This is a genomic window from Amylibacter sp. IMCC11727 (assembly GCF_029854195.1).
GTDB lineage: Bacteria > Pseudomonadota > Alphaproteobacteria > Rhodobacterales > Rhodobacteraceae > Amylibacter.
This window is the reverse complement of the sequence record NZ_CP122960.1, coordinates 1,929,164-1,950,765: the sequence shown is the minus strand read 5'-3', so window position 1 is coordinate 1,950,765 and position 21,602 is coordinate 1,929,164. Positions and strand designations below refer to the sequence as shown.

Sequence of the window (21,602 nt, the reverse complement as noted above, 5' to 3'; positions counted from 1 at the left end):
AATGCAAAGGTGACTTTGCAAAAACGCAAAACCATAGGCCGTTAAACTATTGATTTAGTGTATTTCATTGAATTTCTAAAATAGAATAAGTAGCCAGTAAACCAAAAGCTTACCTACGAATTCAATGCTTTTGCCACAGACTCTTCAATCCACTTGCACGTATGGCGCACACCCGCATCTGCCTTGCGTGTTTCATGAACCAACATCCAAACCTCCCGCACACAAGCATCTTTTGGCGCGTGCAGCATTTCCAATTTTTGAAACGGCGCGGCCATAAAGTGCGGGGCGATGCCAGACAATCCAGTACGCTCCATTCCGTTCAGAATGCTTGAAAAAGAGGACATGCGAAACGCAGGCGGCCGTCCAAAGAAAGACGCACCAAACTTCATCTCTGGTGTCCAATCCAACTCATAGGGTAAGCCGATCCAATCGGAACTGTGCTGGCCTGCACGCGCGAAAGCCCCCATATTCACATTCGCGATCCGCCGTGTCATCAACCGCCCTTCGTTGGGACGAGACAACCGCAACGCAATATCCGCTTCCCCATAGGCCAAACTTACATTTCGATCCGTAGCCGAAAGTTCAAGCGTGATGTTGGGATGATTGGCATGAAACACATCAATAGTGTTGGACAAGATTCGGTCGTTCAAAAACTCAAGCCCAGTCACACGCACCGTTTGAAATGAAAGATCACTCTCATGCGTAGCAGAATGAAACGTGTCGAGCTCCTCACCAAAACTCGCGGCCATCTCATAAAGCCGACGTCCCTCAGCTGTCAGTTCCCATTCCGTCGCACCTTTTTGAAACAACGCCGTATGCGCGCTTTCATTCAGGCGCTTGATGCGGCGCGAGACAGTGGCTGTATTAGTGCGCAAATGACGTGCAGCATTGGCCATGGAGCCATACCGCGCCAGAGCGATCACAAACCGAAGATCATCCCAATTGTCCATGCACACACCGATCTAAAAGAATGAGGGAGGCTGCATCTGCGCGCTTGGGTCGCGCAAACACAAAGATCGTAGCACTGTGCTAGGGGGCTGGCATCACAACGTCAAGAAGACGCGCAAGTATTACGCGTCTTCTTTCATTTATTTACGAATACTTCACGTTTATTCAACGCAAGGTAGCCAATTTATTCCGCAGATGGCGAGCTTTCAGGGGCTACTTCACCAGAGGATGTATCCCCATCACCGTCTTCATCCCCTTGTTCGGCGATGTAAGCGACGGAAACAACTTTCTCGTCTTTGCCAGTGTTGAACACACGAACACCGCCCGCACTGCGGGATCGGAACGAAATGCCCTCAACAGGAACACGGATGGATTGCCCCGTGGAGGTGGCCAGCATGATCTGATCACCCAATTCAACTGGGAAGGACGAAATAATCGAACCACCCCGCATTTTGCTGTCCATGGCCATCACACCTTGGCCGCCACGTCCGCGTAATGGGTAATCATGGCTCGACGACAGTTTCCCAGCGCCATCCACCGTAATGGTTAGCAACAAGTTCTCCGCCGCGGACATTTCGGCATAGCGCTCTTGCGAAATCGCCGCATCCGCGTTGCCTTCTTCATCCTCTTCGACCTCTGCATCATCGGCCACACCAGCCATCAATCGGCGCATTTTCAAATACGCCGCCCGTTCATCAGGTGTTGCCTCAAAATGGCGAATGACAGACATGGAAACGACTTCAGATTCCCCCTTAAGCAGGATGCCACGCACCCCAACAGACGCACGCGAGTTAAACACACGCACATCGGTGGATTTAAAGCGGATCGCACGGCCAGAATCCGTGACCAACATGATATCGTCGTCTTCGGAACAAATGCGCGCATTGATCAAACGGGTGTTCGCGTGATCATCTTCGAATTTCATCGCGATCTTACCGTTGCGCATCACATTGGCGAAATCGGACAAGCGGTTACGGCGCACTGTGCCCGCGCTCGTGGCGAAAATCACCTGCAACTCGTCCCACTCATCCTCGTCCCGATCCACGGGCATAATGGCCGCGATGGACACACCAGATGGGATCGGCAGAATGTTCACAATCGCCTTGCCGCGGGCTGTGCGCCCACCTGGAGGCAAACGCCACGTTTTCAGCTTATAAACCATCCCATCGGTGGTGAAGAACAGCAGCGGCGTATGGGTATTGGCCACAAACAGGGTCGTGACGAAATCCTCGTCTTTGGTGGACATGCCTTGCAGGCCTTTGCCACCCCGTTTTTGCGAGCGGAACTCATCCAAAGGCGTGCGTTTGATGTAGCCAGAGTTGGTGATGGTCACCACCATATCTTCGCGCTCGATCAGGTCTTCGTCTTCAAACCCTTCAACGTGTTCCACAATTTCCGTGCGCCGTGGCACAGCAAACTGTTCGCGCACTTCTGTCAGCTCGTTGCTGATGATTTCCATGATCCGCGTGCGGGACCGCAAAATATCCAGATAATCCGTGATTTTCGCAGCCAAGGATTGCAACTCATCCGTCACTTCCTTAACGCCCATGGCCGTCAAACGCTGCAACCGCAAATCAAGGATCGCACGGGCTTGAACTTCGGACAGGTTATAGGTCCCATCGTCGTTCATTGTATGGCTCGGATCATCGATCAGCTTGATATACTCAGCAATATCAGCCGCCGGCCAGCGCCGCGTCATCAACTTTTCACGGGCCTCTGCTGGATCCGCAGATGCACGAATGGTGGCAACGATCTCATCCACATTGGACACTGCCACGGCCAAACCACACAGCACATGGCTGCGCTCGCGTGCTTTACGCAATTCAAATGCAGTACGGCGTGCCACAACTTCTTCGCGGAAAGACAAGAAATAGGTCAAGAAATCGCGCAGCGTCAGCTGTTCTGGCCGCCCGCCATTCAACGCCAGCATGTTACAGCCAAAGGATGTTTGCATCTGGGTAAAGCGGTAAAGCTGGTTCAACACCACTTCTGGCGTCGCATCCCGTTTCAATTCCACAACCACCCGCACGCCAACACGATCAGATTCGTCCTGAACATGGGCAATGCCCTCAATCTTTTTATCGCGGGACAATTCCGCGATCTTTTCGATCATCGTGGCTTTGTTCACCTGATACGGGATTTCTTCCAGAATAATCGCAAAACGATCCTTACGGATTTCCTCAATCCGCGTTTTGGCCCGCATAATGACCGAGCCACGCCCTTCGACATAGGCTTTCTTCGCTCCAGACCGCCCAAGGATCACACCGCCCGTTGGGAAATCTGGGGCAGGGATGTATTCCATCAAATCCTCAGAGGACAGATCGGGATTTTCGATCAACGCATGGGTTGCATCAATCACTTCGCCCAAATTGTGAGGCGGAATGTTTGTGGCCATACCAACCGCGATACCACCCGCGCCATTCACCAGCATATTGGGGTATTTTGCAGGCAGAACAGTGGGCTCACGTTCTTTACCGTCATAGTTGTCTTGGAAATCAACCGTGTCTTTGTCCAAATCTGCCAACAAAGACTGCGCAGACTTCGCCAAACGGGCCTCGGTGTATCGCATGGCCGCAGGGTTGTCCCCGTCCATGGAACCGAAATTCCCCTGACCATCAATCAGCATCAGCGACATGGAGAAATCCTGCGCCATACGCACCAAACTGTCGTAAATCGCGCTGTCCCCATGCGGGTGATAGCTGCCCATCACATCGCCAACAGACTTCGCAGCCTTCCGATAGGCTTTGTCGTGGGTGTAGCCCCCCTCATTCATCGCATACAAAATACGGCGGTGAACAGGCTTCAATCCGTCACGCAAATCAGGGATCGCACGGCTAACAATCACCGACATCGCATAGTCGAGGTAGGATGATTTCATCTCCTCTTCGATGCTGATGGATGGCCCGTCAAATACGGGGCGGTCTGCGGGCACGTCTGGCTGGTCTTCTGTCTCGTCGCTCACGCTGCTCTGCCTTGTCGTTGTACACTATATGTTGTGGATAACCTTATCCCAAACAGCAGGGCAGAACAACTGTGAGCGCGTCAAAAACGTGGGTTTTTCTGCGCTTTCTGACGATCAAAATCCGTTACAACCATTTGTGCGCGATACGCTGCAATCGCTCGCGCGCTTTTGGCGAAACCAGCGGCACTTGCGGCTCTCCTGCCAGGGCAGACATACGCCGAAAAAACGTGTCGTTTTGCAAAATGCGACAGGTGATTTCGATCAACACTTTCCCCCCAAGCGTATCCAATTCCAAACTATTGGCCACGCGATCCAGCTGATTGTCGATCATATCGCCGTTTTCCTGCCAAAATGAAATCACACCGTCATACATCGTCCCATTGCGTCCATGTCGCGCAGCAGGCGGCCAAGGGCGGGGAATGGCATAAATCATCCGTTCTGTTTCGGCTAATTTCACCGAATTTGACAACATCGACCCACACAGCCCCAGCGCCTTTTGCACATCACTGTCGCCCCAATCTGCCAACGTGTCCGACACAGACGTTAACCAACGGCTGCTCATGTCCGACAACACAACATCCGTGTGATCGTTTATGATGCGCCGAAACAACGGTAACGCCGTGCCTGTGTCGCCTTTTCGTCGAATAACCACGATGCAACAGGCCGCCAAATGCGCCAAGCGTGTTTGCCCAACAAATTCTGGCATCAACTTTTGAAAATGATCTACCAGATTGGCAGACCGTCCAGGCCATGTGGATTTTGGCACTCCCAGAATCACATCCTGTTCGAATGGCTCCAAATCCACGTCAGGGGCGGGCAGGGCGTCATCCGCTCGATCCACCCTAATCGTTTCATCGGAAAAAAACGCAGGCCACTTGGACCAAATGTCAGGTGCTGTCGGCGGTTTCAGCGACACGTCGCTCACCACTTTGCCATCCAGCGCATACCCCAACTGTTTGTAATCCTTTGCGAAAATCCATTCCAGCCGTGAAAGTTGGCGCTCCGACAGCTGTAAATCCGCACTTTCCTCAGTAGACAACCGCAAGTGCGGCAATGGCTTCAATCCAGGCAGATCGAGCGCCGCTAAATCACGGCTCAGGGTCTCTTGGCGGAAAATGTGATCCGCCAAATGCAGGCAATTAAACGGGTGCGTTTGGGGCAACAGATGATGTTTCAAATTGGCTTTATGAAACCGCTGCGTGCGATCAAACGCAATCCGTGCATCCTGTGCAATATCAAGCGCCTGATCAATTGTAAGCTTGGGCATTCGGGGTTTTTCACCCGTGCCTGTGCGCCCCGTTGACCCATACTTGAACATGCGCACGGCGGACAGAAACCGCGCTTTCGGGTCCCGTACAATCGAAAACTTGGGTGCATCCATCCAGTCTGTGGGGATATGGCCAAAACAGCGCCGCACAGGGTGTGTGCCCCACATAGCCTGCACCGACGTACCTGCCGTTTTGGGAATGTGGATAAACACCGCGCGCGGGTTTTCCATAAGAAAACAGGTCATTGCGCCCCCACAATGAAAAAGGCACGCCGCAGCGTGCCCCTTTAAATTTGTTTAGAACGGGATTTCGTCATCAAGATCAGAGCTGCCGCCACCCCCTTGTGGGCCGCCCTGTGATCCGCCGCCAAAGCTGCCGCCACTGCCGTAACCGCCCCCTTGGTCATAGCCACCACCGCTGTCGCCGCCGCCATAGCCGCCACCGCCACCATCGCGGCCATCCAGCATGGTCAAAGTGCCGTTATACCCTTGGATCACCACCTCTGTGGAATACCGGTCGTTGCCGCTTTGGTCCTGCCACTTGCGTGTTTGCAATTGGCCTTCGATAAAGACTTTGGAGCCTTTACGCAGATATTGCTCGCAGACGCGCACCAAACCTTCAGAAAAAATCGCAACGCGGTGCCATTCCGTCTTTTCGCGGTTTTCACCTGTGTTTTTATCACGCCAGCGTTCAGATGTGGCAACGGTCAGGTTACAGACCTTGCCGCCATTCTGAAACGAACGCACCTCTGGGTCACGCCCCAGATTTCCGATGATCATTACTTTATTCAAACTACCGGCCATTGGCGCGCCTCCCTAATGTCGATTCTCTGCTGTTGAACCGTTTCAACGTTGTTAACCACGATCTGTTTGGCCTGCAACCGCTCAAGAAACCGTTAACAACGCCACATCCTGTCACAATTGCTAGCCAAGTCAGAAAAAATTAGGTAAGGCTCCTTCAGCAGGGTTTCGGTAAAGGCTTTCAGCGTGCGTAAAACGATTGCAGTAATGACGGCGTTGGCCGTGATGGGCGGGCCCATCGCGACGTCAGCAGATATCATCAAATCCTCGAAATCGCGCAAACGTATTTCCAATGCGCATTCGAGCCTGATTGATAAACGCCTGTCCAAACAATACTCCAGCTCCAGCCGTCTGTTGCCAACCAATACCAACCGTTTGGATATCATCCCACGCTACACTGGCAATTACAAAGGCGTATACAAACCAATGGCCGAGGCTGCGGCCCGTAAATACGGTATTCCCGTGGATTTGTTTAACCGTCTGGTTCAACAAGAAAGCAATTGGAACCCACGCGCCAAAAGCCACGCTGGCGCCATTGGCCTTGCGCAATTGATGCCGTTCACCGCCAAGGCATTGGGTGTAAACCCTCATGACCCACGCCAAAACCTCGAAGGTGGGGCGCGGTATCTCAAACAACAGTACAATAAATTCCGCAGCTGGCGTTTGGCGCTGGCCGCTTATAACGCGGGGCCAGGGGCCGTTGAAAAACACAACGGCGTGCCGCCTTACAAAGAAACCCGCAACTATGTGAAAAAGATTCTGGGCAAATAACGCGCCCTTCCTGACGGTAGATGTCAGGAAGCACATACGTTCGCTGAATGTTCTCAATTTTCCATTGGCAATCCCACCACGATGTCCTAGGTAAAGGCATGTCTTGGGGGCAGAGTAATGGCTGAGCTAAAAAACATCGAAATTCGCGGCGCACGCGAGCATAATTTGAAATCCGTGGACGTGAACATCCCGCGGGATCAGTTGGTGGTGATCACAGGGCTGTCAGGCTCAGGTAAATCGTCTTTGGCGTTTGATACAATTTACGCCGAAGGCCAGCGCCGATACGTTGAATCCCTTTCCGCCTATGCCCGCCAATTCCTTGATATGATGCAAAAACCAGATGTGGATCACATTTCTGGCCTGTCACCTGCCATTTCGATTGAACAGAAAACCACATCGAAAAACCCCCGTTCCACTGTGGGCACAGTGACCGAGATTTACGATTACATGCGGCTGTTGTTCGCCCGCGTTGGCACACCGTATTCCCCTGCGACAGGGCTACCAATCGAAGCACAGCAAGTCTCTGAAATGGTTGATCGTATCATGACCATGGAAGACGGCACGCGGGCATACCTACTTGCCCCGATTGTGCGTGACCGAAAAGGCGAATACCGCAAAGAATTTGCCGAGCTGAAAAAATCTGGCTTTCAACGGGTGAAAGTAAACGGTGAGTTCTATGAATTGGACGAACCTCCCACGCTCGATAAGAAATTCCGCCATAACATTGATGTGGTCGTAGATCGCTTGGTGGTGAAGGAAGGTCTTGAAACCCGTCTCGCTGACAGTTTGCGCACCGCCCTCGATCTCGCTGATGGTATCGCCATTCTGGAAACGGCCCCCAAAGAAGGCGATCCCGAACGTATCACATTCTCTGAAAACTTCGCCTGTCCTGTTTCGGGGTTCACCATTCCCGAAATTGAACCGCGCTTGTTCTCGTTCAACGCACCCTTTGGGGCCTGTCCTGAATGTGATGGCCTTGGCGTTGAGCTGTTCTTTGATGAACGCCTTGTCGTGCCCGATCCAACCATAAGCTTGTACAACGGCGCGCTCGCACCGTGGGCCAAAGGGAAATCCCCATATTTCCGCCAAACCATCGAAGCCATCGCCAAACACTATGAATTTGACAAAGACGCCGCATGGCGCGATCTGCCCAAACACGTGCAACAGGTGATGCTGCACGGCTCGCATGATGAAGAAATCAAATTCCGCTATGACGAAGGTGGCCGCGTTTACGAAGTATCCCGCGCCTTTGAAGGGATCATCCCCAACATGGAACGTCGTTATCGCGAAACGGACAGCAACTGGATTCGCGAAGAATTTGAACGCTATCAAAACAACCGCCATTGCGGCGTTTGTGATGGCTATCGTCTGCGCCCCGAAGCATTAGCCGTTAAAATGGGCGGACAGCACGTTGGCCAAGTGGTAGAAATGTCCATCGCCGAAGCACTTGAGTGGGCCGACCAAATCCCATCAGAGCTTAGCGACCAAAAAAACGAAATTGCCCGCGCCATTCTTAAAGAAATCCGCGAACGCCTCGGGTTCCTCGTAAACGTAGGCCTGAATTACCTCACCCTGTCGCGCAATTCTGGCACGCTCTCAGGTGGGGAAAGCCAACGCATCCGCTTGGCGAGCCAAATCGGCTCTGGACTGACGGGGGTTTTATATGTGCTTGATGAGCCCTCCATCGGTCTCCATCAACGCGACAATGATCGCCTTTTGACCACGCTGAAAAACCTACGCGATCAGGGCAACACCGTCATCGTTGTTGAACACGACGAAGAAGCCATTCGTGAAGCAGACTATGTGCTCGACATCGGCCCAGGTGCAGGGGTTCACGGTGGCGAAATCATTGGCAAAGGTACGCCCGCTCAAATTGCCAAAAACAAAAAATCCATTACGGGACAGTACCTTACGGGCAAACGAAAAATTGAAATCCCGGCGGAACGGCGCACAGGCAACGGCAAAAGCATTGTCGTTGAAGGGGCCACTGGCAACAACCTGAAAAACGTGACAGCAGAATATCCACTCGGCACATTTTGCTGCATCACGGGTGTATCAGGGGGCGGGAAATCCACTCTGACAATCGAAACCTTGTTCAAAACCGCCTCGATGCGTTTGAACGGAGCCAAACAGACACCCGCACCCTGTGACACGATCAAAGGGCTGCAATACCTCGACAAAGTCATCGACATTGATCAACGCCCCATCGGGCGCACCCCTCGATCCAACCCAGCCACGTACACTGGGGCCTTCACACCAATCCGCGATTGGTTTGCGGGCCTGCCCGAAGCAAAAGCACGCGGCTATAAACCCGGTCGGTTCTCTTTCAACGTTAAGGGCGGCCGTTGCGAGGCGTGCCAAGGGGACGGCGTCATCAAAATCGAAATGCACTTCCTGCCCGATGTGTATGTCACCTGCGAAAGCTGTGATGGCAAACGCTACAACCGCGAAACACTCGAAGTGCTGTTCAAAGGCAAATCCATCGCAGACGTACTTGATATGACCGTCGAAGATGCCGAACAATTCTTTCAAGCCGTTCCTTCGATCCGCGATAAAATGACCGCGCTTTTGCGCGTTGGCCTTGGCTATATCAAGGTGGGTCAGCAAGCCACAACTCTATCAGGTGGCGAAGCACAGCGCGTGAAATTGTCCAAAGAACTCAGCAAACGATCCACAGGACGAACACTTTACATCTTGGATGAACCAACAACGGGCCTACATTTCGAAGATGTTCGAAAACTGCTAGAAGTACTGCATGAATTGGTCGATCAGGGCAATTCTGTGTTGGTTATTGAACATAATTTGGATGTCATCAAAACCGCAGACCACATCATCGACATCGGCCCAGAAGGCGGCGATGGCGGCGGCGAGATCGTGGCCACAGGCACACCCGAAGAGGTGGCGCAAAGCACGCTCAGCCACACGGGGCGGTATCTAAAGGACATGCTCGGTGCAAAATCCGTAGCCGCCGAATAATCGGAGTGGGCTTTCGCCCACGCCGCAAAAGTTTGAACCACAGGTTCAAACGGTCCGCCTGCGGCGAGGATATTTGGAAAACAAAAAGTGGACGGTCACAGGCGTTTCCACTCTTCAAAATTATTCGTTAACCTCGGCCTCGTCCTTCAAGCCGCGGCAGCATGGCGGAGAAATCTTTTCCTTCGCCATCTTCCTCCTCAACGAACGTGGCATACAAATCCGTCGCATGTTGACCCATCGGCGTGTCCGCATTGGCTGACACCGCCGCTTGCTGGCTCAGGCGCAAATCTTTCAGCATCAATTCCGCCGCAAATCCAGGTTTGTAATTGTTATCCGCAGGGGACTCAGGACCCACACCTGGGGCAGGGCAATAGGCATTCATAGACCAGGAATACCCAGATGACGTGCTGACCACATCAAACATTTTTTGCCGATCAAGCCCAAGTTTATCTGCCAAAGCAAATGCTTCGCATGTGCCCAGCATCGTGATCCCTAGGATCATATTGTTACAGATTTTGGCCGCTTGCCCCGCGCCACTGTCCCCACAATGCACCGCCTTTTGGCCCATGATGTCAAACAACGGCTCTGCCAAGGCAAACGCCTCTTCCGATCCACCTGCCATAAACGTTAGGGTTCCCGCCGCCGCACCGCCTATCCCACCAGAAACGGGGGCATCAACCGCGTGCAGGCCAAGGGCTGTCGCCGCTTCGGCCACAACCCGTGCGCTTTCTACATCAACCGTGGAACAATCAATAAAGGCAGCGCCTTTGGTCATTTCTGCAACGATATCCCCTGCAACGGATTGCAAAATCTCGCCATTTGGCAGCATCGTAATCACCGCATCTTGGCCCGCCGCCGCAGCAATAACGGTATCAGCCTTTGCCACACCTTCAGGGGTATCTGCAACCAGATCAAACCCCGTCACAGTATGGCCCGCAGCCGCCAGATTAGCCGCCATAGGCGCGCCCATATTGCCCAACCCGATAAATCCGATTTTCATGCTCATCTCCTAAAGTGCCGCATCGCCCAACGGGGCAAGCATCGTCTCCACATCACTTTGACCCACATCAGCCAAAGTTGCAAAGCGCCATTTCGGCGTGTGGCTGCGATCAATGATGGTGGCTTTGATGCCTTCGATGAAATCCCCATGCTGCGCTGCACGATATGTGAATTTATATTCCTCTGACAGCGCCGCCTCAATCGTATCTGCTGCACGCACTCTTTCAATCAGGGTTGGCGTGGCTGCGGCCGACAGTGGGCTTTTTTTACGCAATAATTTTATGGCAGACGCCGCAAATTCGGTTTCATCCTCACCCAACGACGCCATCACATCGTTCATATCCGTGCTTGCAAAATGACGATCAATATCCACCTGCAGTGTCGAAAAAGATGCCGTTGGGGCAGGGCGCGTATGGGCGTCTATTACACCAACATCCCCCGTTTGCTCCAGAGCGCGCAATAGCGTGGACCAATCATCCTTTGGCACATAACAATCCGCAAACCCTGCATAAATCGCATTACCCGCATCCATTCGCGCGCCCGTTGTGCCCAAATATTCACCCAGTCGCCCCGGCGCACGGGCCAACATCAGCGACCCACCAACATCAGGGATCAGCCCAATACCGCATTCTGGCATCGCAATCTGGCTCGTGTCACAGACCACACGGTGCGATCCGTGGCATGACACCCCAACGCCACCGCCCATGACAAATCCTTGCATCAACGCAACATAGGGTTTGGGGTAATTGAAAATCTTTTGGTTCAGCCGATATTCATCGCGCCAAAACCTCTGCCCATAGGCGAAATCACCTGCAACAGCCGTATCATACAGGTCCTGAATATCCCCTCCTGCACAAAACGCCTTGTCCCCTTCGGCATCGATCACCACCAGCTTGACCGCATCATCATCGCGCCACGTATCGAGCGCAGCTTCGATATCCAAACACATCTGATAGGTCAGCGCATTCAGCGCCTTTGGCCGATGCAATGTGATCCGCCCCGCATGGCCTTTTGTGCGAATATGGACATCCATCAGCTGCGCTCTGCCAACAAATGCCGCGCTGTAATCAGGCGCATAATTTCGTTTGTACCTTCTAGGATTTGATGCACTCGAAGATCGCGGACAATCTTCTCAACCCCATAATCCGCCAAATAGCCATAGCCCCCGTGCAGTTGCAGCGCATCATTGGCCACATTGAACGAAACATCTGTCACAAACCGTTTGGCCATCGCACAATATTTCGACGCATCAGGCGCCCCTGTGTCGAGCTTCCATGCCGCTTGGCGCAAGAACACCCGCGCCGCTTGCAATTCAATCTCCATATCCGCGACTTTAAATTGTAAAGCCTGAAATTGATCAATGGTTTTCCCGAACGCCTTGCGCTCACCCATGTAATTCAACGCAGTGGTCAACGCCGTTTGCGCACCACCCAATGCCCCTGCGGAAATGTTTAATCGTCCGCCATCCAATCCCGCCATAGCATAGGAAAAGCCGCGGCCTTCTTCGCCAATCAGGTTTTCGGCCGCCACCTTACAATCATCAAATTGCACCTGCGCTGTGGGTTGCGAACGCCACCCCATCTTGTCTTCCAGCGCACCATAAGACAGGCCAACTGCTCCATCTTCAACCACGACTGTCGAAATCCCCTTCGGCCCATCTTCACCCGTGCGCACCATCACCACATAGGCATCCGAATATCCGCCGCCCGAAATAAACGCCTTGGTCCCGTTCAGAACATAACCCTCGTTCGTGCGATCGGCCTTCGTGCGCAAAGCAGACGCATCCGACCCGCTGCCAGGCTCTGTCAAACAATAGGAAAACACTTTGTTCAGCGACACCAGATCAGGCAGCCATTTGGCCTTGCTCTCTGGGGATCCAAACTTATCAATCATCCCGCCGACCATATTGTGGATCGAAAGAAACGATCCAACAGACGGGCAGGCCATCGCCAAGGCTTCAAATACTAACGTTGCATCAAGACGCGACAGACCCGCGCCGCCAGCCTCTTCAGATACGTACAATCCACCAAAACCCAGTTCACCAACCTCAGACCACAGCTCTTTCGGGATTGTTCCAGCACGCTCCCACTCCATTGCAAATGGCGCGATCTTTTCTTGGCCAAACGCATAGGCCATATCGAAAATCGCTTGCTGTTCCTCTGTCAGTGCAAAGTCCATGAAACCTCTCCTCGGGGATGGAATTGAACATGTGTTAAATTTCGATTGTTACAACAGTTTTGCAACCCCGAAACCCGTTTCTTTGTTCTTCAAATACTCAAAAGGCCACGCTTGTTTCCAAGCGCGGCCTTTCAATTCACAAAGCCAGATTCACTCCATCGTCGGGATAGAGAAATCCGCCCCTTCTTTCGTCCCAGACGGCCAACGGGATGTCACTGTTTTCGTGCGTGTATAGAACTTAAACGCATCTGGCCCATGTTGGTTCAAATCGCCAAAGGCTGATTTTTTCCAACCGCCAAACGTGTGATACGCCAATGGAACTGGGATCGGCACGTTCACACCAACCATGCCCACGTTGATACGGTTCGCGAAATCACGCGCCGTATCCCCATCACGGGTAAAGATCGCCGTGCCGTTGCCGTACTCATGATCCATCGCCATGCCGATGGCTTCTTCATAAGACTGCGCGCGCACAGTGGACAGAACAGGGCCGAAAATCTCTTTCTTGTAGATATCCATATCGGTTGTCACATTGTCGAACAAACATGCCCCCACAAAGAACCCATCCTCATAGCCTTGGAGTGAAAAATCACGCCCATCAACCACAAGGTTCGCACCATCTTTTACACCGGTTTCCACCAGTCCAAGAATGTTTTGCTTGGCCGCTGCGGTTACAACGGGTCCGAAATCCACATCGTCACCTGATGTGTATGGCCCAATTTTCAACGCCTCGACACGCGGTGTCAGCTTTTCAATCAAGCGATCCGCAGTTTCATCACCCACAGGAACCGCCACAGAAATGGCCATACAGCGTTCACCAGCAGCCCCAAAACCCGCACCGATCAGCGCATCCGCTGCCTGATCCATATCCGCATCTGGCATGATAATCATGTGGTTCTTTGCACCGCCAAAACACTGCACGCGCTTGCCGTTGGAACAGCCACGACCATAGATGTATTCGGCAATCGGGGTAGAGCCGACAAAACCAACGGATTGAATAACCTCGTGGTCAAGGATCGCATCCACGGCTTCTTTGTCACCATTCACCACCTGAATAATGCCAGGAGGACAGCCTGCTTCTTCCATCAGTTCGGCCAACATCATTGGCACGGACGGATCGCGCTCGCTTGGTTTCAGGATAAACGCATTGCCACACACAATCGCGGGCGCAAACATCCACATCGGGATCATCGCAGGAAAGTTAAACGGCGTAATCCCTGCCGTCACACCAAGCGCCTGTTTCATGGAATACATATCAATCCCGGGGCCAGCGCCATCGGTGAATTCACCCTTCAACAGTTGTGGCGCACCGATACAGTATTCCACCACTTCCAAACCACGGATCACATCGCCCTTGGCATCTGGCAGGGTTTTGCCATGCTCACGGCTCAGCGCCTCGGCCAGTTTGTCCATATCGCGGTGCAACAGGGACACCATCTTCATCATCACGCGTGCGCGCACTTGCGGGTTTTTTGCGGCCCATGCTGGCTGCGCTGCTTGCGCAATCTCAACCGCTTTTGCCATCTCCGCTTCGTTGGCCAGCGCCACTTTGGCCTGTACTTCACCCGTGGCTGGGTTGAATACATCCGCTGTGCGCCCAGATGTGCCGGCAACATGTGCGCCACCGATATAATGTCCAATCGTTTCCATCGTCAGAATCTCCTGTTGAATGTCCACGCCAGTATAGTCTTGCATTTTTCCACCCAAAAGCCTCAATAGAGCAAATTCATTTTGCATTTTTGCAAGGAGAAATCATGTCAGAAAACCTCCGCTGGGACGACCTGCGCGTCTTTTTTCACGTGGCAGAGGCTGCAAGCCTTACCGCTGCTGCCAAAACCTTGCGCATGGACCCCGCTACACTGTCCCGTCGCATTACGCGGCTCGAAGAAGATATGAACGCCCGCCTATTCGTCAAATCTCCCCAAGGCTACGCACTTACCGACGCGGGCACACGGCTGCTCGATCATGTAGAGGGCATGAACCGCGCCGTGCGCTCCGCCCAAGGAGAGGTGCAGAACCAAGCAGACCAACTCTCTGGCTCTATCCGCATCGGCGCGCCTGATGGGTCCGCGAATTACCTTCTGCCCCAAGTCTGCGCGGAACTTTGCGATGAAAACCCGTCTCTCGACATTCAGATCGTGGCCTTACCCCGTGTTCTCAACCTTTCTAAACAAGAAGCAGACATGGCCATCACCGTATCACCCCCAAACGCAGGGCGGCTGTCGGTGCAGAAAATCTCCGATTACAGCCTCCATCTCGCTGCCACGCCTGATTACCTTGCCAATCATCCGAAAATCGAAACCATCGACGATCTCAAAGGTCACCGCTTGATCGGCTATATCAACGACCTGATTTTTGACGACGAACTCGATTACATGGGCGAACTTGGCCAAAACATTCGTGCGCCGCTCACTTCAAACAGCTTCTCCGTCCAACTGAACTGGGCGCGCCGTGGGGCAGGGGTTTGCATTGTGCATGACTTTGCCATCCCAACATTCCCCGATCTACAACGCATCCTGATGGATCAAATCTCCTTAAAGCGGTCGTTTTATCTGGTCCGCCACCATGATGATCGCAAAGTGGAACGGCTCAATCGCATTGCAGGTCAATTGATCACCAAAATTCGCCAAGAAATCAAACGCCTCGAAGCCGCCGCTTGACAGCCTGTCGCTGGCTCGTCACCATTGAAAGGACCAATTCAGGCGCTCGCAACTGGCTTTAGGAGGTCACTTATGCTCATCAAACAAATCCTCGCAGGCAAAACATCTGGTCCGATCACAACGATCAAGCCAGACAGCACCGTCAGTGACGCCGCAAATCTTTTGTCATCCAAACGCATCGGCGCCTTGGTTGTGTCAAACACAGGCGCGGATGTTGTGGGCATTCTGTCCGAACGCGACATCGTGCGTGAACTTGGCAAACGCGGCGTGGCCTGTATGTCTGATCAGGTCAGCGATCTCATGACCGCCAAAATCATCACCACAACGGGCAGCGAAACCGCAGAGTCCGTTCTCAGCATCATGACTGAAAATCGCTTTCGCCATATGCCCGTCATGGATGGCAGCACGATGGTTGGCATCGTTTCAATCGGCGATATCGTCAGTGCGCGCCTGTCTGAAATCAACACGGAAAAAGAAGCCCTCCAAGGCATGATCATGGGTCATTGACGAAACGTCGATACCGTTAAAACCGATTTTCCCTTGCAATTGCGGACACTTCACCGCATCCATCTGCCACGAAACTGAGCAAGAGGCCCATTATGCGCACTGGTCTGTACCCTGGAACGTTCGATCCCGTGACCGAAGGCCACTTGGATATCTTCCGCCGCGCCTGTTCCTTGGTGGATCGTTTGGTCATTGGCGTTGCCATTAACCGCGATAAGGGACCTTTGTTCACACTCGAAGAACGGGTCGCCATGGTCGAAAGCACATGTGGAGGCATTGCCAAGGACTTAGGCGTTGAAATCGTCGTACACCCCTTTGAAAACCTGCTGATCCAATGTGCCCAAGATGTGGGCGCAACCGTGATTATCCGTGGCCTGCGCGCTGTCGCCGATTTCGAATATGAATATCAAATGGTCGGCATGAACCGTGCCATGAACGACGATATCGAAACCGTCTTCCTGATGGCAGACGCTGAATACCAGTCAATTGCATCCAAACTGGTAAAAGAGATTTGCCGCCTCGATGGGGACATTTCCAAGTTCGTCCCAGCCGAAGTGGCAACCGCGCTCAAGGCGAAATACGCCAAATAACGCGCAATTGTTCGCACCGCGACGAAACCGCACTTTCCCTTCTTTAACGCATCTACTAGGGTGCGCCAAATTGCACTACAGGAGCCCAAAATGGCAGATTTCAAAGACCCCGAAAACGGCATCATCATCGAACTTAAAGACGGCAATGTGAAAATTGACCTGCTGCCAGATGTGGCCCCAAAACACGTAGAGCGCATGAAAGAATTGGCCCGCGCAGGCAAATACGACGGTGTTGTGTTCCACCGCGTTATTGACGGGTTCATGGCTCAAACGGGTGACGTGGCCAACGGCAACAAAAACGATTCCAGCTTTAACATTCGCATGGCAGGCACGGGCGGTTCTGATCTGGGCAATGTCCCTGCTGAATTCTCCAAGGTTCCACACGCACGCGGGTCCATCGGCGCAGCACGCAGCCAAAATCCAGACAGCGCGAACTCTCAGTTTTTCATTAACTTCAACGACAACGCGTTCTTGAACGGCCAATACACCGTTTATGGCCAAGTCATCGAAGGCATGGAACATGTTGATGCCATCACACGCGGCGAGCCACCAGCAGAGCCTGACATGATGATCTCCGTCAAAGTGGCGGCAGACGTATAATGCGGTTTTTTACATCCCTTTTTGCAGTGGCAGCCTTTGCCGCTGCACCGCTGTTTGCGGCAGATGCTGAAAACACGCTGGTGATCGAAGTTGCAGGTGAAAGCACAGGCACGATCGAAATCGAATTGTTGCCAGATGTTGCGCCACAACACGTTGAACGCATCAAACGTTTGGCGCGTGAAGGTCTGTATGATGATGTGGTATTCCACCGCGTGATCCCTGGCTTCATGGCACAAACAGGTGATGTCGAACACGGCAAACGCGAAGGGTTTAACCTGCGTTATGCAGGTACGGGCAGCTCTGCCTTGCCTGATTTGCCAGCCGAATTTTCCGACATCAACTATGACGCGGGTGTTGTCGGCATGGCACGTTCGTCACAGCCAAACACCGCAAACTCTCAGTTTTTCATCATGTTTGCGGAAGGGTCATTTTTGAACGGCCAATACACTGTCGTTGGCCGAGTATCTTCTGGCCAGGACGTGGTTGATGCAATCAAAAAAGGCGACGAAGCCGCAAACGGCGCCGTTGCAAAACCTGATTACATGAAATCGGTGAAGGTGAAGTCCGACATCGCTGAATAAAAAAGGCGCAGGTCAGTCCTGCGCCCTTTACACTTTTCTCAAATTTTAACGCGATTTTTCTTCGTCGGTCCGTTTATGGCCCTTTGCAGAGAAGGTCTTTTTGTTATTTGAGAATGAATTTTATTAAATTTAAATCCAGAAATCAGGGATTTAAAAGTAATTCCAAAAAATCTCCAAAGATTTACTTGACGCACGACCATCCGCATTTCTACTCTTGGTAGTGTTGTGCTGATTAAAATTACCTTATGGTATTCCTGCATAATTTTTTTGAAACCAGATAATCGATTAGGAAACAAACATGTCTACTCAACAAGTACTCGTTACAGCTCCACATCAAGATGGCCAAAATCATCGGGCAAGCGCGAACTTTAACGCACAAAACCAAGGCAGCTATGTCACGTTTTCCGCCAAAGGCGTTCCTGACAACATTACGTTTAACGTGAACAATGACAAAACGGGGTTTGATTCAACAGAAATCAAAAACGCTGGCTTGAATATCAAATACCCAAATCCAGCTGACGAAAATCAATATATCGCGGACGTGGATGGATTTTCTGGCGAATTTACAATGACAGTTACATTTTCAAACTGATCCGTATCAAACAGATTCATCGTGGGGCGCCTCAAGCGCCCCACAGATTTTACGATAACTTAGCCAACGCATGCCGCTTTTTACCCGCTGACAATTTAATCGACGCACGCAATTGATCCGCAGACACCATGGTCCCCGCATCCGTAACCGCCACATCATCCAACTTAGCGCCGCCATCGGCGATCAAACGTTTGGCCTCTTTACCGGAGCCTGAAAGCCCCGATTTCACGAACAACTGAACGATGGAAATCGCGTCACCCACATCGGCTGTATCCAAAGACACTGTCGGCAAATCATCGCCAACACCGCCTTTTTCAAACACTTCTTTCGCAGTGGCCTCTGCCGCCGCGGCCGCTTCTGCACCATGTGCCAGTGTCGTGGCTGCGTTGGCCAGAATCACTTTTGCTTCGTTGATTTCGGAGCCTTCCAACGCGCCCAAACGGTCACATTCATCCAGATCAATCTCGGTAAACAACCGCAAAAACTTGCCCACATCCGCATCGAGCGTGTTGCGCCAAAACTGCCAGAACTCATAAGCCGACAGTTTGTCCTCGTTCAGCCAGATTGCACCCGCCGCAGATTTGCCCATCTTGGACCCATCCGCTTTGGTCAGCAGGGGGGTGGTCAGGCCAAACACTTGTGTCTGCGAAATTCGCCGCGTCAGGTCGACGCCATTCACGATATTGCCCCACTGATCAGAGCCACCCATTTGCAGCCCACAGCCAAACCGCTTGTTCAACTCCATAAAGTCATAGGACTGCAACAACATGTAGTTGAATTCTAAGAAAGTCAGCGGCTGTTCACGGTCCAACCGCTGCTTTACGCTTTCAAACGTCAACATGCGGTTGATGGTGAAATGCGGCCCGATATCACGCAAAAACTCGATATAGTTTAATTTATCAAGCCACTCTGCATTGTTGGGCTGCACCGCATCGGTCGGCCCATCGCCAAAAGTCAGGTATTTTTCAAACACCTTAAAAATACCGCCAACATTGCTGTCGATAACTTCAGGCGTCATCATCTTGCGCGATTCATCTTTACCAGACGGATCACCGATTTTGGTGGTCCCACCGCCCATCAACGTGATCGGCTTATGCCCTGTCTTTTGCAGCCAGCGCAGCATCATGATCTGGATCAGTGATCCCACATGCAAACTATCCGCCGTCGCATCAAAGCCGATATAGGCAGGAAGGACACCTTCGAGTAGGCGATCATCGAGCCCCTCCAGGTCTGTGCAGTCCTGCAAGAAGCCCCGGCTCTGCATCACGTGCAGAAACTCTGATTTGGGCTTGTAAGTCATCGGTCTTTGTCTTTCTTTCTAGGGTAAGGAATGGCCACGTATAAACACTGGCCCACGAAAGGAAAGAGCCTTGGCAGATTTTACCCCGATCCGCGCGCTCGGCCTGATGTCTGGCACATCCATGGACGGTGTCGATGCGGCTGTTTTGCTCACGGATGGCGTGGATATCCAGGACTTTGGCGAAAGCGCCTTTCGTCCCTTCACAACATCCGAAATGGAAACCCTCACTGCGGCCCAAGGGCTCTGGCCCGAAGACGAACCTGAAATCCTGAACGCCGCCCTTAAAATCATCCAATCTGCCCATGCGGATATCATCGGCGAGTTCGAAAACATCGACCTCGTTGGCTTTCATGGCCAAACCCTAAACCATGATCCCGACAGCGCCCGCACCTTCCAACTGGGCGATGGCCAAGATCTTGCCAAACGCACGAATATCCCAACGGCGTGGGATTTTCGCACCAACGACATGGCGCACGGCGGGCAGGGCGCACCACTGGCCCCTTTCTTCCACTTCGCCTGCGCCAAATGGGCAGGGCTAACTGAGCCCACCGCATTTCTAAACCTCGGCGGCGTTGGCAATGTCACCTTGATCGACCCCAGTAAACCCAGCCCAGAAACAGATGGCGCACTCCTCGCCTTTGATACAGGACCCGCTAACGCGCCCCTCAACGATCTGATGCAATCGCGCCTGAAGAAACCGTTTGATGAAAACGGTGCGCTGGCGGCCACGGGCACCGTCGATGAAACCATCCTCACACGCATCTTTCAACGCCCGTACTTCGCGCAAAAGCCCCCCAAATCCTTAGACCGCCACGACTTCCACGATGCTCTCGCACTCGTTGAACACCTTTCAGATGCCGACGCCGCCGCAACGCTCACAGCACTTCCAGCCGCATGCGTTGCCGCGAACCAATCGCATCTCCCGTTTCAACCTGCCAACTGGTACATTTGCGGCGGCGGCGCACAAAACCCAACACTCATGCACGAACTCCAAAATCGCCTCACAGGCAACGTCACCCAAATCGAGTCCTTAAACCTCGATGGGGATATGCTAGAAGCCCAAGCCTTTGCCTATCTCGCCGCCAGAACCCTGCGCGGCCTGCCGATCAGCGCCCCATCCACAACAGGCATCACAAAACCAAAAAGGGGCGGCAAAATCGCCACCCCTTAGTTTCTTTTGAGCTAAAATATCCTCGCCGAAGGCAAGAAAATTTACCGCGTTGTCTCTGTCAAACGCCGACGCACATATTCGTCCACATTGCCAATCATTGTGTCCATATGCTCGTTTTCAAAGAAATGACCCGCCCCTTCCAACTCTTGGTGGGTGATGGTGATACCCTTTTGCTCGTGCAATTTTTCCACCAGATCAATCGTATCAGATGGCGGCGCAACACGGTCCCCAGATCCATTGATAATCAGACCAGATGACGGGCACGGGGCCAAAAACGAAAAGTCGTACATGTTGGCGGGCGGTGATACACTGATAAAACCAGAGATTTCAGGACGGCGCATCAACAACTGCATGCCGATCCACGCGCCAAAACTAAATCCAGCGACCCAGCAATGCTTGGCATTCGGGTTCATCGCCTGCAAATAGTCGAGCGCAGATGCCGCATCTGACAGCTCTCCAATACCCTGATCATATTCCCCTTGCGATTTGCCAACACCACGGAAATTAAACCGCAGTACGGTGAACCCCATGTTATGGAACGCATAATGCAGGTTATAAACAACCTTGTTGTTCATCGTCCCGCCAAACTGGGGATGCGGATGCAAAATAATCGCAATCGGCGCGTCTTTTTGTTTTTGCGGATGGTATCGGCCTTCCAGACGTCCGTCTGGTCCAGGAAAAATGACTTCAGGCATTCGTGCA

At 52.6% G+C, this 21,602-nt stretch carries 19 protein-coding genes; 9 read left to right on the top strand and 10 right to left on the bottom strand.

Translation table 11 applies throughout. The features are described 5' to 3' along the window. Positions 1 to 113: 113 nt before the first annotated feature. The 4 genes from QBD29_RS09905 to ssb all read right to left on the bottom strand — a co-directional run bounded on the left by QBD29_RS09905 (position 114) and on the right by ssb (position 5,981). Entirely contained in the window at positions 114 to 950 is an 837-nt protein-coding gene (locus QBD29_RS09905; protein ID WP_280097927.1) for a LysR family transcriptional regulator, read from the bottom strand. Between the two features lie 182 nt (positions 951 to 1,132). Further along, positions 1,133 to 3,910 (bottom strand): DNA gyrase subunit A, encoded by a 2,778-nt coding sequence (gene gyrA, locus QBD29_RS09900; protein WP_280097926.1) that lies wholly within the window; start codon positions 3,908 to 3,910, stop codon positions 1,133 to 1,135. 124 nt (positions 3,911 to 4,034) lie between these two features. Continuing rightward, positions 4,035 to 5,423 (bottom strand): hypothetical protein, encoded by a 1,389-nt coding sequence (locus QBD29_RS09895; protein WP_280097925.1) that lies wholly within the window; start codon positions 5,421 to 5,423, stop codon positions 4,035 to 4,037. 51 nt (positions 5,424 to 5,474) lie between these two features. Further along, a complete protein-coding gene (gene ssb, locus QBD29_RS09890) occupies positions 5,475 to 5,981 on the bottom strand; it encodes a single-stranded DNA-binding protein (protein WP_280097924.1) in 507 nt (168 codons plus the stop codon). Between the two features lie 183 nt (positions 5,982 to 6,164). Between ssb and QBD29_RS09885 the strand changes: the two genes are divergently transcribed. After that, positions 6,165 to 6,749 (top strand): lytic transglycosylase domain-containing protein, encoded by a 585-nt coding sequence (locus QBD29_RS09885; RefSeq protein WP_280097923.1) that lies wholly within the window; start codon positions 6,165 to 6,167, stop codon positions 6,747 to 6,749. 117 nt (positions 6,750 to 6,866) lie between these two features. Beyond that, positions 6,867 to 9,725 carry an excinuclease ABC subunit UvrA gene (uvrA, locus tag QBD29_RS09880; protein ID WP_280097922.1) on the top strand — a complete coding sequence of 953 codons (2,859 nt, stop codon included), beginning with the start codon at positions 6,867 to 6,869 and terminating at the stop codon, positions 9,723 to 9,725. A gap of 127 nt (positions 9,726 to 9,852) precedes the next feature. Here uvrA and mmsB read toward each other — a convergent pair whose 3' ends face one another. The 4 genes from mmsB to QBD29_RS09860 form a co-directional block, all read right to left on the bottom strand. Beyond that, positions 9,853 to 10,725 (bottom strand): 3-hydroxyisobutyrate dehydrogenase, encoded by an 873-nt coding sequence (gene mmsB, locus QBD29_RS09875; RefSeq protein ID WP_280097921.1) that lies wholly within the window; start codon positions 10,723 to 10,725, stop codon positions 9,853 to 9,855. A gap of 9 nt (positions 10,726 to 10,734) precedes the next feature. Beyond that, complete coding sequence (locus tag QBD29_RS09870; RefSeq protein ID WP_347935699.1) at positions 10,735 to 11,757, bottom strand: 3-hydroxyisobutyryl-CoA hydrolase; 1,023 nt, start codon at positions 11,755 to 11,757, stop codon at positions 10,735 to 10,737. Beyond that, a complete protein-coding gene (locus tag QBD29_RS09865; RefSeq protein ID WP_280097920.1) occupies positions 11,757 to 12,902 on the bottom strand; it encodes an acyl-CoA dehydrogenase family protein in 1,146 nt (381 codons plus the stop codon). Before QBD29_RS09865 ends, QBD29_RS09870 begins: the two co-directional genes overlap by 1 nt. Before the next feature lie 150 nt (positions 12,903 to 13,052). After that, positions 13,053 to 14,552 carry a CoA-acylating methylmalonate-semialdehyde dehydrogenase gene (locus QBD29_RS09860; protein WP_280100951.1) on the bottom strand — a complete coding sequence of 500 codons (1,500 nt, stop codon included), beginning with the start codon at positions 14,550 to 14,552 and terminating at the stop codon, positions 13,053 to 13,055. Positions 14,553 to 14,656: 104 nt separating this feature from the next. Here QBD29_RS09860 and QBD29_RS09855 point away from each other — a divergent pair, with 104 nt between their 5' ends. The 6 genes from QBD29_RS09855 to QBD29_RS09830 all read left to right on the top strand — a co-directional run bounded on the left by QBD29_RS09855 (position 14,657) and on the right by QBD29_RS09830 (position 18,429). After that, the gene (locus QBD29_RS09855; protein ID WP_280097919.1) at positions 14,657 to 15,562 is read left to right on the top strand and encodes a LysR family transcriptional regulator; all 906 of its coding nucleotides are present in this window, start codon (positions 14,657 to 14,659) and stop codon (positions 15,560 to 15,562) included. 72 nt (positions 15,563 to 15,634) lie between these two features. Then, a complete protein-coding gene (locus QBD29_RS09850) occupies positions 15,635 to 16,069 on the top strand; it encodes a CBS domain-containing protein (RefSeq protein WP_280097918.1) in 435 nt (144 codons plus the stop codon). Positions 16,070 to 16,161: 92 nt separating this feature from the next. Next, positions 16,162 to 16,656: a pantetheine-phosphate adenylyltransferase gene (coaD, locus tag QBD29_RS09845; protein ID WP_280097917.1), complete on the top strand. Its 495-nt coding sequence runs from the start codon at positions 16,162 to 16,164 to the stop codon at positions 16,654 to 16,656. A 90-nt stretch (positions 16,657 to 16,746) separates the two neighbouring features. After that, positions 16,747 to 17,256, top strand: coding sequence for a peptidylprolyl isomerase (locus QBD29_RS09840; RefSeq protein WP_280097916.1), 510 nt, complete (start codon positions 16,747 to 16,749; stop codon positions 17,254 to 17,256). Then, entirely contained in the window at positions 17,256 to 17,837 is a 582-nt protein-coding gene (locus QBD29_RS09835) for a peptidylprolyl isomerase (protein WP_280097915.1), read from the top strand. The genes QBD29_RS09840 and QBD29_RS09835 overlap by 1 nt, the downstream gene beginning before the upstream one ends. Before the next feature lie 298 nt (positions 17,838 to 18,135). Beyond that, entirely contained in the window at positions 18,136 to 18,429 is a 294-nt protein-coding gene (locus QBD29_RS09830; RefSeq protein WP_280097914.1) for a hypothetical protein, read from the top strand. A 49-nt stretch (positions 18,430 to 18,478) separates the two neighbouring features. Here QBD29_RS09830 and tyrS read toward each other — a convergent pair whose 3' ends face one another. Further along, the gene (tyrS, locus tag QBD29_RS09825; RefSeq protein WP_280097913.1) at positions 18,479 to 19,729 is read right to left on the bottom strand and encodes a tyrosine--tRNA ligase; all 1,251 of its coding nucleotides are present in this window, start codon (positions 19,727 to 19,729) and stop codon (positions 18,479 to 18,481) included. 70 nt (positions 19,730 to 19,799) lie between these two features. On the opposite strand from tyrS, the gene QBD29_RS09820 reads away from it, so the two are divergent. Beyond that, on the top strand, positions 19,800 to 20,900 hold the full coding sequence (locus QBD29_RS09820; RefSeq protein WP_280097912.1) for an anhydro-N-acetylmuramic acid kinase: 1,101 nt from the start codon (positions 19,800 to 19,802) through the stop codon (positions 20,898 to 20,900). A 41-nt stretch (positions 20,901 to 20,941) separates the two neighbouring features. Here QBD29_RS09820 and QBD29_RS09815 read toward each other — a convergent pair whose 3' ends face one another. Further along, a complete protein-coding gene (locus QBD29_RS09815) occupies positions 20,942 to 21,595 on the bottom strand; it encodes an alpha/beta hydrolase (protein WP_280097911.1) in 654 nt (217 codons plus the stop codon). Positions 21,596 to 21,602: the final 7 nt, after the last annotated feature.